Consider the following 14,167-nt stretch of genomic DNA (forward strand, 5'->3'; position numbering starts at 1 on the left):
ATTATGTGTGCCTATTTATGGCCCTGGCACTTTTTACAAATTCCGCGAAACTGCAGATTGACTTGTTTCACTTCGCCCAGTTCCCGCGCGCCGGCCGGAAGCGTGAACGCCTCACCTTTCTGCGGGAAGATGTCGTACACTTCGCCGCAGCGCGTGCAGACAAAGTGGCAGTGCGGGCGCAGATCGCCGTCAAAACGGGCTTTGGACGAAAGGCCCACCCGCGTCAGAAGATCCATCTCTTCCAAAGAAGCCAGAGTGCGGTACACCGTGTCCAGCGACACATTGGGCAAATTTTTGCGCACGCTTACAAACACCGCTTCCGCGCTCGGATGCGCGCACGACTCCGCCACCGTGCGGAAAATTTCCTGCCGCTGTTTCGTTACGCGCAGGCCTTTTTCGCGGCACTGGTTTTGAAAGCGCTCCAGGCGTTTGTGCAGTTCTTCTTTTTGGGTGTTGGGATGGTTATTCATATGTTATTAATAATAATTCCTAATAAAAGTATAGCATATTTTCACAAATAAAAAGAATTTTTTTCTATTGCGCGGCGCAAACGCCGCCCGGTTATGATACCATAATTAGCCGCGCAAAAGGGAAAAACAACAGGCTTTTACCCGCCGCCTGCAAACGGGAAGGGCGTTGCGCGGCGATTTTGTTATAATAGGAATACCAGTTATTACCAAGGGAGAGATTATGAAATTTGATTGCCATATACCCACTAAAATTCTGTTCGGCGCGGGCCGGTTGAACGACCTCGCCACCGTCAAACTGCCGGGCAAAAAAGCCTTAATCGTTATTTCGGGCGGCACGTCCATGCACAAATACGGCTACCTCCGGCGCGTGCAGGAACTGCTGGCCAAACAGGGCGTGGAAAACGTTGTGTTTGACAAAATCCTGCCCAATCCGATTTTGGACCACGTAACCGAAGGCGCCGAGCTGGCGCGCAAAGAAGGCTGCGATTTTATCCTCGGCCTGGGCGGGGGGAGCAGTATTGACTCTTCTAAATCCATCGCCGTGATGGCTAAAAACCCCGGCAACTACTGGGATTATATCGGCGGAGGTTCGGGCAAAGGGCTGTTTCCCAAAGAAGGGGCTCTTCCGATTGTCGCCATTACCACAACCGCCGGAACCGGCACGGAAGCCGACCCGTGGACGGTGATTACCAACGGAAGCGAAAAAATCGGCACCGGGTGGGAATTTACTTTTCCCGTTCTGTCCATCGTAGACCCGGAACTGATGACCTCCGTCCCGCCGCATTTGACCGCCTACCAGGGCTTTGACACCCTGTTTCACTGCACGGAAGGCTACATCGCCAATATCGCCACCCCGGTGTCGGACGCGCTGGCATTAAAAGCCATTGAGCTTATCGCCAAGTACCTGCCGCGCGCCGTAAAGGACGGCGGCGATATGGAAGCGCGCGAAAACGTCGCGCTCGCCAATACCCTGGGCGGCATGGTGGAAACTTTTTCTTCCTGCACCAGCGAACATTCGCTGGAGCACGCTTTAAGCGCCTACTACCCCAAACTGCCGCACGGCGCGGGGCTGATTATGATTTCGCTCCCGTACTATAAATTTTTCCAGGGCAAAGTCGCCCCGGAACGCTACGCCAAAATGGCCGAAGCGATGGGGGAGGACGTTCACTCCCTGCCGGAGGACAAACGCGCGGACGCGTTTATTTCCGCGCTTGAAAAACTCCAGAAAGCCTGCGGCGTGGATAACCTTAAAATGAGCGACTACGGCGTAAAACGCGATGAAATGGACAAGCTGGCCACCACCGCCAAAGAAACGATGGGCGGCCTGTTTGATTTGGACGTTTACCGCCTTACGCACGAGGATACGGTAAGTATTTTGCAGGAAGCGTACAAATAAAAATATATATACGAACCCCCGGGCTTTTAACAGGCCCGGGGGTTATTCATTTTGCTGTTACCAATAGGTAAAGTGAGGCGTCCAGGAATAGACGGGCTGGCCGTAACTCTTGCAAATTTGTGCATATAATTCACTGCCATAACCGTTACAGGTAAATTTCCCCGGCGTAACGCAGTGCGAGTCTCCCCCGGGGAGATGTTCAAAACAGCGCGCCAACATCGGCCCGGCACCCGTATATGCCACTTTATTTGCAAATAAGTCAAAATAGCTGTGCGCTTCTATGCCCAATCGTTCCCAGTCTATATCCAGGCTTTCTTTATCGGTGGTGTAAAAGCCGTTGGCCATATAAAAACGTTCTTCCGCTTCCTGGATGGACTTTAACAGCGGCAGCACCCGCGCCACCCGCGCTTTGATAACCGCTTTTTGATACTGCGGCACGGCCACCGCCGCCAAAATGCCAATAATTAAAACCACCACCAACAGCTCTATTAGCGTAAATCCGAGGCTTTTCTGCACGGGATATATCCCCCTATTTATATGAGTTGATATTCCCAATTTATCAAAAAAAAAAAACAAATCAAGGGGGCGAGCCGCCCCTCCCTTTCCCTGACGGAACCATCCGACTAATTGAGCCACACTGTTTAAACAATGTCGCCAAGCAACCGTACAAAGGAACACAAAGACTGCCGGCCAACGCCCATAAAATCCAGTTTTACGCGGCGCGTTTTACAACTCGCTTCGCTCAAACAAGTAAAAACATTCTTCCGCCTTGAGGCGTTTTATAGACAGGGCTAAGACCTGCATAAAACAACAAAACGGACACACCCATCCAGGCGGCCTGCAGGGTTCGGGGATTTTGTTTTAGATTAACGGCAAAATTCCCGACTACAACACTCGGGAATGACGGGGGATGGACGGGAATGACGAGACTTTGCGGCATTTGGGAATGAGAGGCGAAGAAATCCCTGTCTGCACGGCCCGATAAGCCCCGAAAGTGCGCGCCGAAAGCGTTTTTTTGCTATCCTTACATATATATGGATAACCGAAACGAAATCAAAAACACCGTTTTTCACACCGCTCTCATCGGCGGCGGAGCCGCAGGCCTGATGTGCGCGGGCAGCTTTTCCCACCGTAAAATTTTAATTGAACGCAATACACAGCCCGGCCAAAAAGTAAGCGTGTCCGGCGGGGGGAAATGCAATTTTTCCAACCGTTTCGTCTCGGCGTCCGACTACCTCAGCCAAAACAAACATTTCTGCAAAAGCGCGCTGGCCGCGTTTAAACCGCAGGATTTTTTAAATCTTCTGGAGCGGGACGGCATTCCATGGGAAGAACGCTCCCACGGCCGGCTGTTTGCGTTTGACGCGCGCGAGATTGTGCGCCTGCTCGTCCGCCGCGCCAAAGCCGCCAACACCTTATTCTTAACAAATACGCTCGCGCTGGACGTACGCTTTGAAAACGGTCTGTTTATCATTGACACTTCAAACGGTCCCGTGCGCGCCCAGCGGATACTGCTGGCTTCGGGCGGGCTGTCGTTCCCGTCGCTGGGAGCGTCCGGCTTCGGCATCAAAACGGCGCGCAAGTTCGGGCTGAACATTCTGGAACAGCGTCCGGCCCTGGCGGGGCTGACGCTTCCTAAAAATTTGCGCGAACGTTTTGCCAAACTCGCGGGCAGCAGCGTAAAAGCCGCCGTGTCCTGCGGTAAACATACGTTTGAAGAACAACTGCTCTTTACGCACGAAGGCGTCAGCGGGCCGGCGGTTTTGCAGGCCTCTTTATATTGGACGCCGGGGCAGGCGGTGGAAATCAATTTCCTGCCCGGGGCGGACGCCGGCGCGCTACTCCGCACACAAAAAAATGCCAACAAAACTTTTTCCGCCGCACTGGCGCCCGAGCTGTCCACCAAAATAGCCAAAACTATTTTGGGCCCGCTGGAAAGGGATTTGCCCAACGCTTCGCGCGCCGAGCTGGACGCAGCCTCCGCCGCCGTCAACCGTTTTACGTTTGTGCCGCAGGGCACCTCCGGCTATACGCGCGCGGAAGTAACCGCCGGCGGCGTGGATACGCGGGAAATCAACCCCGTTACCTTAGAAGCGCGGCGCGTGCCGGGGCTGTATCTGGCGGGGGAACTTTTGGACGTAACGGGCCGCTTGGGGGGCTTTAACCTACAGTGGGCCTGGAGCAGCGGATACGCCGCCGCCCAAGCGCTTGAAAAACAATTTTGATTTTCGCGCGCGCAAACGCGCGTTTTGCTATAATGTTTTTGTACTTAACAAAGGGGTGTTCAATGGATTTACGGGAAAAACAAAATCTCTTCCAGCTTCTGTTGGAAAGCTTCCGCCTCGTCAACCGCTCTATGGGAGCGATTGTGGCGTATTTGTTCGCCTCCGTACTGGGCGGCGTATTGCAAATTGCGTTTGAGTGGCTGGGGCTGCCGCGCTTTTTTATCTCCATTTTTAACGGGCTTTATTCCCTGTACCTGGGCGTAGTGCTTTGGCGGCTGTTGGCGGCCAAGGCCGAAAAATCCGGCGAATCCATCTCCAACTCTTTTTCCGCAGCCATTTTTCCGTCCGTCTATATGCTGGTGTTTTCCATCATCGCCGGCGTGGTACTGGCCGGGCTTGTCATCGTGGCCGCATTGTCGCGCTCGCTGTGGGTAATGGGCGCCCTGGCCGTAATCATATTTTTCTTCGGTATCGCGCGCCTGATATTTGCGCCGCTTGCCATTGCCGTGCGTGAACAGGGCCCCGTGGCGGCCATCACATACAGCTGGGACTTGACGGGTAAAAATTACCCCGCCGTAATCGGCATGCTGCTTATCAGCTCCCTTCTGCCGCCTTTGGTGATGGGGGGAATCGGCTATGCGCTTTACGTTAATATCCCGCTCCATTTTGCAGACAGTTTTAACCTCGCCGCGCTGACGCCGCCCTGGTATGTACTGGGCGCGCTGTTGGGGCTGTTCTTTATGTTTTTGTGGTTTTCTATGACGGCGTTTATCGTGCTGGTCTTCTTAAACCGTGACTATGGCGACAACCGCGATTCGTTCGTTCCCCTGCCCGAAGCCCGGCTGGCCAACCAGCCCACGCAGGTCTTCGGCGCGGACAACAACGTGCTCCCCGCCAACCTGGGTATGCCCGTGCGGCCCGAAGAAGTGCAGGGGCTGAGCATAGTGAAGGCCTCGGTAAAAACCAGTACGGATTCCGACTCGGCGCAGGAACACCTGGACCAGGTGTACCAGCAGAAAAAAGAGGACCTCATCCAATACGAAGAGGAAGACCGTATGCCCACGATTTTGTTTGACGACGATATGGCACGCCAGATTGAAGAAAACCGTCAGATGTGGACCGTTAAGAAAAAAGAGGAAGAGAAACCAAACGAAGACAACGACGGACAAACCATTAAAATGTCCAAATAACTATGTATAACACACGTATTTATCTTAGTTCTGTTGCCACACCTTTGCAGGCCGCGTTTGCGGCGGGCGGGGAACAAGATTTTGCCGCACCTTACGGGGAGAGCCTGTTGCTACGGGGCTCTCTCTTTTTTTAGAAATTCCCATTAAGGAGAAACCCCTATGTCTACCCTGCTGAGCACGCTTAACCTGTTAGGCGGATTGGCTATTTTTCTGTTTGGCATGAAAATTATGAGCGACGGCCTGCAAAAAGTGTCCGGCGAGAAACTGCGCCAGCTTTTGGGCATCGCCACCGCCAACCGCTTTGCCGCCACGGCCTGCGGCGCGCTGGTTACGAGCATCATCCAGTCCTCCAGCGCCACCACCGTAATGGTCGTCGGCTTTGCGAGCGCGGGCCTGCTGAACCTCTACCAGTCTTTAGGCGTTATTTTCGGCGCCAACATCGGCACCACCATGACGGCGTGGGTCGTCAGTTTGTTCGGGTTTAAAATGCAGATTTCGCTGTTTGCGCTGCCCGTTATCGCCGTGGGGTTCTTCGCCCAGTTCACACCGCGCTTTATCGTCGTCCGCCGCCTGGGCGAAACGATGGTGGGCTTCGGGCTGCTCTTCCTGGGGCTTGATATTATGAAGAACGCCATCCCCGCCGACTTTGCGCAAAACCCGCAGGTCGTGGCGTGGATTTCCCGCTTTCAGCCCGATAACCTGCTTAACCTCCTGGCGCTTATTTTCAGCGGTACGATTTTAACCGTCATCTTGCAGTCTTCCAGCGCGGTCATGGCCATGACGCTCACCTGCGCCGCCGCCGGGATTATTGACTTTCCCACCTCCTGCGCCCTCGTGCTGGGGGAAAACATCGGCACCACCATCACCGCCAACCTGGCCGCCATCGGCGCGAGCAAAACCGCCCGGCGCGCCGCGCTGGGGCACTTTCTGTTCAACCTGATAGGCGTCATCTGGGTGGTGTGCATCTTCAGGCACTTTGTAAATCTTATAGACTGGCTGGTCCCCGGTTCGCCCTACACCAAAGAAACCGACGTGCTGACCGCCGTCCTGCCGTACCATATTTCGGCGTTCCACACGGTGTTTAACGTGCTTAACACCCTTTTGATGCTGCCGCTTTTAAATCAGCTGGCCAAACTGACCTATCTGATTATCCCCAAATCCAAACGCGAGGACAAAAAAGAGCACGAACTGATTTTCCTCTCCACCCGCTTTACGCAAACGCCGGAACTGGCGCTTATTGCGGTGCGCAAAGAAGTGGAGCGCATGATGAGCTTTGTTACCAAAATGACGGACAAACTCATCCACGCCGTAAAAGTGGACGACGAAAAAATGTTCGCGCGCCTGATTGAAGACGTAAAAGCCGCCGAACAAACCACCGACGTGCTGGAACATAAAATCAACCTGTATCTGACCTCGCTGTCGCACGGGAACCTCTCGCGCCACGCGGTGGCGCAGGCCTTCTCGCTCTTTGACGTACTCAACAGCATTGAGCGCATGGGCGACTGCGGCGAAAAAATCGCCCGCATCCTGGAAAAATTCCACACCAAACAGCCGTTCTCCGACGCCGACGTGGACGATTTGGAAGTGATTGCCAAGCTGACTAAGGAAATCACCAAGCGTACCCGCCGCGTGCTGGTCAATTTCCAACAGCCCACCCGCCAATGGCAGGCGGAAGCCGAACAGACGTTTGCCGACGCGCTGGCCGACGAAGCAAACTTAAACGCGCTTAGAAAACGCTTCCTGCGCGACCGCCGCGAACGCATTAACGCCGGACAGGAAGCCTCGCCGGACTCCATTACCGCCTACGCCGACATTTTAAACAACTTTGAAAGAATCGGCGACTATGCCCTGCGCGTCAACGAAAACATCCTGGGCATGCGCGCGGAAGACAAGCTCTACCGCCAGACCGCGCCGGCCGAACCGGCCCTGCCGCCCCAGGCGTAAAAGCGAGGCCGCGCGTGAAATTTAGTCCGCTTACGGTATTTAAAGATTTTTCCAGCTTCTTTCCGATGGTCTGGGCCATCCTGCGCGGCCGCTGGAAAATGCCGTGGGCCACGCTGTTTTGGGCGCTTTTGTGTTTGGCGTACGTCGTTTCGCCCGTGGATTTGCTGCCGGACGTAATGCCCGCCCTGGGCATTACGGACGACGGCGCGTTTATCCTTTTGGTGCTGGCCCTGCTGCATAAAGATTTGGAAGCCTTCCGCGCCGCGCGCAAAAACGCCAAAAACGCGCTGGCCGACGAAGTTTCCCGCCCCGGGAAACCGGACCCCAAATAACCTATTTTCATTCTTGCCGCACCCGACCTAAAAAACTACAATATAGGTATGAAAAAACTACTTAAACTGTGCTTCAAAATCGCGCTTGTACTCGTGATTTTGGGGGTGGGGGCCGTCATCGCACTGCGGATGATGTTCCCGCCCGAAAAACTCAAAGCCATGGCGCTTGAGTATGCAAAAAACAATTTGCAGCGGGAAATTTCGTTTGACGGCATTTCCCTGAATCTGGTGGGGGTAACGCTGGACAATTTCGCCATTTCGGAAAACACCACCTTTAAAAACGGCACGTTTGCCAAAGCGGACAAGCTGGTGGTAAAAATCGCCTTAAAACCCCTGTTTAAAAAACGGGTGGAAATCGCCACCGTGCAATTGGACGGCCTGGACGTAAACGTCATTAAAAATAAAAACGGCTCGTTTAATTTTGACAGCCTGATCCCGGCCTCGGACCCGGATGCAAAACCGGAAGAAAAAACCCAGACCGCCTCGGACGCTTCGGCCTTTGTGCTGGTGGCCGAAAAAATCGCCGCGAACGACTGCGACTTTTCTTACAAAGATTTGCAGACGGGGATGGAAGCCTCTTTAAACGACCTCAACATTGAAATCAACCAATTTGACATGGCGGAACCGTTTGACGTAAAAGTCAACTTTACCACCGCCTACCAGGAGAAAAACGGCCCCGCCGTGAGCGTGCCGGTAAACATCGCCCTGCGCGCCAGCCTGGCCGGGCTGGATATGAAAAACGCCTACGTAACGGTGAACAACGTGTCCGCCTCCTATAAAACGGTTAAGTTCCAGTTAAAAGGCGGCGTGAAAGACTTTACGGCCCCGCAGGCGGACTTCTCCGGCACTTTAAGCGGTATTAACAATACCGTATTTGCGGACTTTCTGCCCAATCTGCCGAACTTCTCGCTGCCCGTTATCAATATGAGCGTGCAGGCCTCGGCCGATTTGGACGCGGGCACCGCCGTCATTTCGCAGGCGAAACTGTCGGTGATGGACAGCGCGCTCACCGCGGCGGGCCGCGTAGGCTGGAACAGCCCGGCGCCGACGTATTCCGTCAGCGCGGACCTGACCACCGACCTGGCGCAAATCGTCCAGATGACCGACACCGTGGCCGGCTTTAACCCCGGCGGCGTGATTACCGGTTCCTTTAAAGCCACCGACAAGCAGGACGGTAAAGACGTCAGCGGTTCGGTTACGTTTAAAAACGTCAGCGCGCTTTATGCGCCGTTTACGGCCTCTAAGCTTAACGGCACGATTGTCATTACGTCCCTGGATAATATATCCTGCAATTCGTTTACCGGGCTTTTAAACGGCGAAAAATTCACGTCTTCGTTCTCTTATAAAAACGTGCGCGACGTGATGAACATCGTATTTAACCTGGACTTAGACAAACTGACGATGGATGCCTTCCCGTCTTCGGGCGCGCAGGAAGCGTCTTCCGAACAGCCGGCTGAAGAAACCGCGGCCAAATCCGCTTCTTCCGGCGCGGAAATGATGATGAACGTCAAAGCCGACATTAAAGTGGGCCCCATCTCCGTGCCGTATTTCCGCGCGGACGGATTTGCGTTAAACGCCAACCTGACCGGGGTCAGCGAGTCTATGCAAAAAGCCAACGGGCAGGTGTCGTTTAATCTCCAGCCCGGCGCGATTACAAACCTGGATTCCTTCGTCAAAGAAAATAAAATCGTCAAAATCCTGCTGCTGCCCATCAGCATCGTGCGCAAAGTGGCGGGCGTACTGAACATTGACTTGTTCCCGGCCGAAAACAACGCCCAAAAAGGCGAAATCGCCTTCACCAGCGGCGAAGGCGCGTACACCTTTGTCAACGGGCTGATGCGCGTGGACAAAACGACGTTTGACTCCAAGCTCACCAATCTTGTGGGCAGCGGCAACATTGATTTTAAAACCGCCGCTTTGGATATGAAAGTATCCGCCACGCTGCTTACCTCGCAAACGCCTGTCGTCATTAAAATCGGCGGCACGATGGATAATCCCAGCGGGAAACTGGACGTAGTCAATACGGTAGGCTCTTTAGTGGGGGGGATTCTGAATTACAAAACCCCGGGCAAAGTAGTCAGCGGCACGGCCAACCTGGCGGGCGATGTGGCCACCGGCGCGGTAAAAACCACCGGCAAAGTGGCCAACACCGCCGTTAAAACGGGCGTGGACGTGACCAAAGGCGCGGCCAATGTGGCGACGGACACCGTCAAAGGAACCGTCAACGTAGCCAAAGACGCGCTGAAAGGAATCGGCAGTTTGTTTAAAAAGTCGGACTCGTCCGAAGAAAAGAAATAAAAGTTTAGCGAATAAAAATCCCCGGGCTAACCCCGGGGATTTTTATTGTCTGCCAAAAACGTATCAAAACAGCCGTCATTTCCAAGTGCAACAGTTCGGAATCTTATCGCTAATCATAAAAACAAGCAGGAAGAGCGGGGCTGCCTATAAAAACCCCCGGCCGGGCCGGGGGTATATATGTTAAATACAAGCTTCTACCTGTATCCCGCCGCCGGGGCAGTAATCGTTAACAGAGCATTGGCTGTAACCGCTGCAGGCCGACGAAGGCACGCTGGAACCACAGTTGTAAGTGGCCACCGTCTGCCAGGTGCAGGATTCGCTGCCGGAACCGCCGCCCGAGGGGAGACATTCCAATTCGCCAGCGTCATACACCGTTTGGGAAGGGCAGGAACAAGTACAAGAAGAATCATTCCATATGCCCGCCTGCGCTTGGGAATTTTGAGGCTGTTCGCATTTTTGGGCCTCGTAACTGTCGCAGCTTCCGCCGGCGCTGCTGCCGCAGTTCTGAAGCGCGAGCAGCCACACTTCTTTCGGCGTGCTGTCGCTCGTCTTTCTCTTTTCCCACGCCAGCTGGCACTGGGTTAAGTTGGCGCCCGTATTGGTATGCGCGGCCGTCGGCTCCGGGATGTCATTCCCCGCCAAATAAAAACCAGCCGTATTCCCGCTGTCGTACAGTCCCACCGTGCTTCCGTTATTGCCCGTAATTTCCAACGTACCGCCTTTGAGCGCGGCGGCCTTCTGTTTGAGCATATTTACGGCGTCCAAGGTTTGGATATACGAATCATTATTATATGTCTGCGTGCCGCCTTTGGCCGCTACACTCGGTAAAAGACCCGACGGGGCGGATGTGCTTTCCGATTTATAGCTGGAATACGTATTGGACGTATTGCCGTGGAAAGCCGTATTGGGCATATTGATGGCGGAACCCGACGCGCCCGTTACGGTGGGCACGTCGTAAATGCGGGAAGAGGTGTCCGTCGTCATGGACACGGTCCCCCCGGAAGAAATATTCATCGTAGCGGCGTTTAAACCGCCTTTTAAATTGGCTTTATCCGTTACTTTCAAATAGGTATATTCACCCATGCGAGACGGATTAAAGCTGACCGAAGAAACGACTTCGGCGGACAAAGGAACTGCACAGATTAACGCAAAGAGCGGCAAAATAATTGGTTTCATCAAAACTCCTCCCTTCCTGCTGGGATTACAGTCAACTGGTCTTTTTCCAATTTATCAAAAAAAACCGACAAATACAACCCCTTTCCCGGGGGCGGTTTTCCGCACGGTTGTTCCTCCGCGCCGCCGCGGCATCCCGCTAAACGCCGTAAAACCGGCACGGCCGTCAATCCTGCTGACGCACACGCGGAAATATCATATAATAAAAAATATATGGGACATTTCTTACTCCTTCTGACTAACCTGGCTTTTCCTCTGGCCGCCCTGGGCGTGCTGCTCGGCTTTTTGCTTTCTCCCAGAAGAGGCCTCTTAAAACACCTGACCCAGGAACTAAAAGAACGCTTCGGCCTGGAAGAAGAAGGCGAAATCCCGCAGGGCGCGGTATGGATTCACTGCGCAAGCGTGGGGGAAGTAATGTCTATGAAAGAGATGATTGCGCGTTTAAAAACCTTTTATAAGCGCGACATTCTCGTTACCACCACCACCGAAGCCGGCAAAGAAACCGCTTTAAAAAACCCGCAAATCGCCAAAGCCCTGCTGGCCCCGCTGGACTTTTATCCGTCCTGCAAACGCTTTATCCGCCTGGCCAAACCGCACCGGCTGTTTATCGTGGAGCGGGAAATCTGGCCCAATATGCTAGAAGCCGCCCATAACGCGGGCGTACCCGCCGCGCTGATCAACGGGCGCATTTCCGCCAAGTCCGCGCGGGCGTACAAATGGGTCCGGCCGCTTTTTAAACGCGTGCTCGGCACGCTTTCATTCGCCGCCCTGCAAACCAAAGACGCCGCCGCCCGGTACGAATCGCTGGGCGTGGAGGCGGACAAAATTTTCGTCTGCGGCAACGTAAAATACGACACGCTAAACGACCGCCCCGCCAAAACGGCCGAGGTAAACAAACTGCTCGCCGCGCTGGGCTGGAGCGGCAAGCAAATTTTGGTGCTGGGCAGCACGCACCCCGCCGAAGAAACCATGCTGCTGCGCGCCGCGCCGGAGCTTATCAAAAAAGGCGTTAAAATCATTTTTGCGCCGCGCCACCTGGAACGCAAGCCGGAAATAGAAATCACCCTGCGCCAAAGCGGGCTGCACCACGCGTTTGTGAGCCAAAAAGAATTTGACAAAAATACCGACGTTCTCTGCGCCGACGTAATGGGCCTGTTGCAGTCCCTCTACGCCTGCGCGGCGCTGACGTTTGTGGGCGGCTCGGTCGTGCCCCGCGGCGCGCATAATTTATTGGAGCCGGCCATCCTTTCCAAAACCGTTTTATTCGGCAAATACTTCTACAACACTCCGCTGACCGCCCAAGCCCTGCTGGAATGCGGCGGGGGGGCGCTGGTGGACGAAAATAATTTTAAGGAAACCGTACTGCGGCTGCTGGCCGACCCGGCGCAGCTGGAAAATATGTCCGAAAAAGCGCGCAAAACGGCTTTAAGTTTTAAAGGAGCAACCGACAAAATAATGGAAGTGGTGAACAATTATGAACGAAAAACAACCTAAGATTTTGGTCGTACGCCTTTCTTCCCTGGGCGACATTGTGCTGTCCTCCCCGGTGTACAAAAACATCAAAGCCAAATGGCCGCAGGCGCATGTAACCCTGATGGTAAAACCCCAGTTCGCCCAAGTGCTCGCCGGACACCCGGACATTGACGAAATTATGGTGGCCAAAAAAGGGCTCTGGGCCAACATCCGCCAAATCCGCGCGGGCCATTATACCCACTATTTGGACCTGCACTCCACCCTTAAAAGTATGCTGATGGGCTTTTTCAGCCGTATTCCCCACCGCGTCCGCTACGACAAAAACTCCGTCGCGCGGCGGCTGTTCGTTAAATTTCACAAAAACTCCCCGGTGCTGGAAAAACACACGCTGGAAAAATACCTGGAAGCCCTCAAAGCCTGGGACATTGAAATTAAATACAAAGAACCCAAACTGGGCGACTGGGCCTACGAACACGCCAATATGGGCGACAAAAAAGTAAACAAAATCGGCATTTTCCAAACCTCGTTTATCGGCGACAGCGTGCTGACCACCCCGCTTATCCAAAAAACGGCCAAGCTGTTCCCGGATACGAAAATCGTCGTCATCACCCGCCCGCAGACGGAAGATATTTTCCGCCCGATGAAAGAAGTGTCCGAAATTATTTTAAACGATAAAACAGGCTGGAACAAAATTGTAGGCGTGTGGAAAACGGCCAAAGCCATTAAAGAATCCGGCATTGACATTCTGCTCGTCCCGCACAGAAGCTTTAGAAGCGCGCTGATTGCGTGGCTTTCGCGCGTGCCGGTGCGCATCGGGTTTACGTCCAGCGAAGGGTGGTTCCTCTACACCAAAACGGTTCCGTTCTCCTGGATGATTCACGACGCGGAACGCAATCTCTCGCTTTTGCAGGGCATTGTAAAAGAACAGTTTAAGGCCGAAAAGCTCAGCATGCGCTATGCGCCGTCCGCGGAAGAAAACGTCGCGCGGCTGATGAAAGATTTTAATCTAGAAGGCAAAACGCTCGTCGGCATTCACGCCGGAAGCGCGTGGCCGACCAAATGCTGGCCGATGGACTACTTTGTGCAGTTAATCAGCCGCCTGCAAACCGAACTCGGCGTTCAGGCCGTGCTCGTGGGCGGGGGGGCGAAAGACGCCGACCTGGGCGAAAAAATCTGCCAGCTTTCCCAGGGGCACGCCGCCAACCTGTGCGGCAAAACCAGCCTGGCCGATTTGATGGCGCTCATGCGCCACTTCAAGCTGTTTATCACCAACGACTCGGGCCCGATGCACATCGCCACCGCGTTTGACGTGCCGACGCTGGCCATTTTCGGCCCCACCACGCGCGAGCTGGGCTTCTTCCCGTACGGGGAAGGGCACCGCGTGATGGAAGTGAAAGACCTGCCCTGCCGCCCCTGCGCCCTGCACGGGGGGAGAAAATGCCCGCTGGGCCACTTTAAGTGCATGAAGGATATTCTGCCCAACCGCGTGTTTGACAACGCCAAAGAAATGCTGGCGGAACACGGTTCTTTGCCGCCCGCCCCGGGGAAAAAGCCGGAAGAAACCCCGACCCGATAACTTGGCCGGCTGCCGGGCATACAGCCTGCCGGAAGATATTAAAACCCCCGCTGTTAAGCGGGGGTTTTGCTGTCTAAAGAATCCCCCGGC

11 protein-coding genes are annotated in these 14,167 nt (G+C 54.4%); 8 read left to right on the top strand and 3 right to left on the bottom strand.

Features of this window, described 5'->3' with window-relative positions:
• Positions 1-11: 11 nt before the first annotated feature.
• Positions 12-470, bottom strand: a complete 459-nt coding sequence (locus tag ACQY36_RS00575; protein ID WP_428071836.1) for a Fur family transcriptional regulator — start codon at positions 468-470, stop codon at positions 12-14.
• 220 nt (positions 471-690) lie between these two features.
• On the opposite strand from ACQY36_RS00575, the gene ACQY36_RS00580 reads away from it, so the two are divergent.
• Positions 691-1,866: an iron-containing alcohol dehydrogenase gene (locus tag ACQY36_RS00580; protein WP_428077255.1), complete on the top strand. Its 1,176-nt coding sequence runs from the start codon at positions 691-693 to the stop codon at positions 1,864-1,866.
• Positions 1,867-1,923: 57 nt separating this feature from the next.
• On the opposite strand, the gene ACQY36_RS00585 is transcribed toward ACQY36_RS00580, so the two are convergent.
• Positions 1,924-2,382 (bottom strand): type IV pilin protein, encoded by a 459-nt coding sequence (locus ACQY36_RS00585; protein WP_428077257.1) that lies wholly within the window; start codon positions 2,380-2,382, stop codon positions 1,924-1,926.
• A 518-nt stretch (positions 2,383-2,900) separates the two neighbouring features.
• Here ACQY36_RS00585 and ACQY36_RS00590 point away from each other — a divergent pair.
• The 5 genes from ACQY36_RS00590 (at position 2,901) to ACQY36_RS00610 (ending at position 9,855) form a co-directional block, all read left to right on the top strand.
• Positions 2,901-4,091, top strand: coding sequence for an NAD(P)/FAD-dependent oxidoreductase (locus tag ACQY36_RS00590; RefSeq protein ID WP_428077259.1), 1,191 nt, complete (start codon positions 2,901-2,903; stop codon positions 4,089-4,091).
• Positions 4,092-4,153: 62 nt separating this feature from the next.
• Positions 4,154-5,281: a hypothetical protein gene (locus tag ACQY36_RS00595; protein ID WP_428056648.1), complete on the top strand. Its 1,128-nt coding sequence runs from the start codon at positions 4,154-4,156 to the stop codon at positions 5,279-5,281.
• A 159-nt stretch (positions 5,282-5,440) separates the two neighbouring features.
• Complete coding sequence (locus tag ACQY36_RS00600) at positions 5,441-7,225, top strand: Na/Pi cotransporter family protein (protein WP_428077261.1); 1,785 nt, start codon at positions 5,441-5,443, stop codon at positions 7,223-7,225.
• Positions 7,226-7,239: 14 nt separating this feature from the next.
• Positions 7,240-7,557 carry a YkvA family protein gene (locus ACQY36_RS00605; RefSeq protein WP_428077263.1) on the top strand — a complete coding sequence of 106 codons (318 nt, stop codon included), beginning with the start codon at positions 7,240-7,242 and terminating at the stop codon, positions 7,555-7,557.
• A 48-nt stretch (positions 7,558-7,605) separates the two neighbouring features.
• Positions 7,606-9,855 carry an AsmA family protein gene (locus tag ACQY36_RS00610; protein WP_428071763.1) on the top strand — a complete coding sequence of 750 codons (2,250 nt, stop codon included), beginning with the start codon at positions 7,606-7,608 and terminating at the stop codon, positions 9,853-9,855.
• A gap of 180 nt (positions 9,856-10,035) precedes the next feature.
• Here the strand turns inward: ACQY36_RS00610 and ACQY36_RS00615 are convergent, their stop codons facing one another.
• A complete protein-coding gene (locus tag ACQY36_RS00615; RefSeq protein ID WP_428077266.1) occupies positions 10,036-11,031 on the bottom strand; it encodes a hypothetical protein in 996 nt (331 codons plus the stop codon).
• Positions 11,032-11,241: 210 nt separating this feature from the next.
• Here ACQY36_RS00615 and ACQY36_RS00620 point away from each other — a divergent pair, with 210 nt between their 5' ends.
• Positions 11,242-12,522, top strand: a complete 1,281-nt coding sequence (locus tag ACQY36_RS00620; protein ID WP_428071766.1) for a 3-deoxy-D-manno-octulosonic acid transferase — start codon at positions 11,242-11,244, stop codon at positions 12,520-12,522.
• Positions 12,503-14,077, top strand: a complete 1,575-nt coding sequence (gene waaF / locus ACQY36_RS00625) for a lipopolysaccharide heptosyltransferase II (RefSeq protein ID WP_428077268.1) — start codon at positions 12,503-12,505, stop codon at positions 14,075-14,077. Before ACQY36_RS00620 ends, waaF begins: the two co-directional genes overlap by 20 nt.
• The last annotated feature ends 90 nt before the right edge of the window (positions 14,078-14,167 follow it).

Origin of the sequence: Candidatus Avelusimicrobium alvi, assembly GCF_958451995.1 — a bacterium.
Lineage (GTDB): Bacteria > Elusimicrobiota > Elusimicrobia > Elusimicrobiales > Elusimicrobiaceae > Avelusimicrobium > Avelusimicrobium alvi.

Bases quoted from the DNA above. Each gene is read 5' to 3' on its own strand.
- ACQY36_RS00575 (WP_428071836.1), bottom strand. From the start codon at position 470: ATGAATAACCATCCCAACACCCAAAAAGAAGAACTGCACAAACGCCTG.
- ACQY36_RS00580 (WP_428077255.1), top strand. From the start codon at position 691: ATGAAATTTGATTGCCATATACCCACTAAAATTCTGTTCGGCGCGGGC.
- ACQY36_RS00590 (WP_428077259.1), top strand. From the start codon at position 2,901: ATGGATAACCGAAACGAAATCAAAAACACCGTTTTTCACACCGCTCTC.
- ACQY36_RS00595 (WP_428056648.1), top strand. From the start codon at position 4,154: ATGGATTTACGGGAAAAACAAAATCTCTTCCAGCTTCTGTTGGAAAGC.
- ACQY36_RS00600 (WP_428077261.1), top strand. From the start codon at position 5,441: ATGTCTACCCTGCTGAGCACGCTTAACCTGTTAGGCGGATTGGCTATT.
- ACQY36_RS00610 (WP_428071763.1), top strand. From the start codon at position 7,606: ATGAAAAAACTACTTAAACTGTGCTTCAAAATCGCGCTTGTACTCGTG.
- ACQY36_RS00615 (WP_428077266.1), bottom strand. From the start codon at position 11,031: ATGAAACCAATTATTTTGCCGCTCTTTGCGTTAATCTGTGCAGTTCCT.
- ACQY36_RS00620 (WP_428071766.1), top strand. From the start codon at position 11,242: ATGGGACATTTCTTACTCCTTCTGACTAACCTGGCTTTTCCTCTGGCC.
- waaF (WP_428077268.1), top strand. From the start codon at position 12,503: ATGAACGAAAAACAACCTAAGATTTTGGTCGTACGCCTTTCTTCCCTG.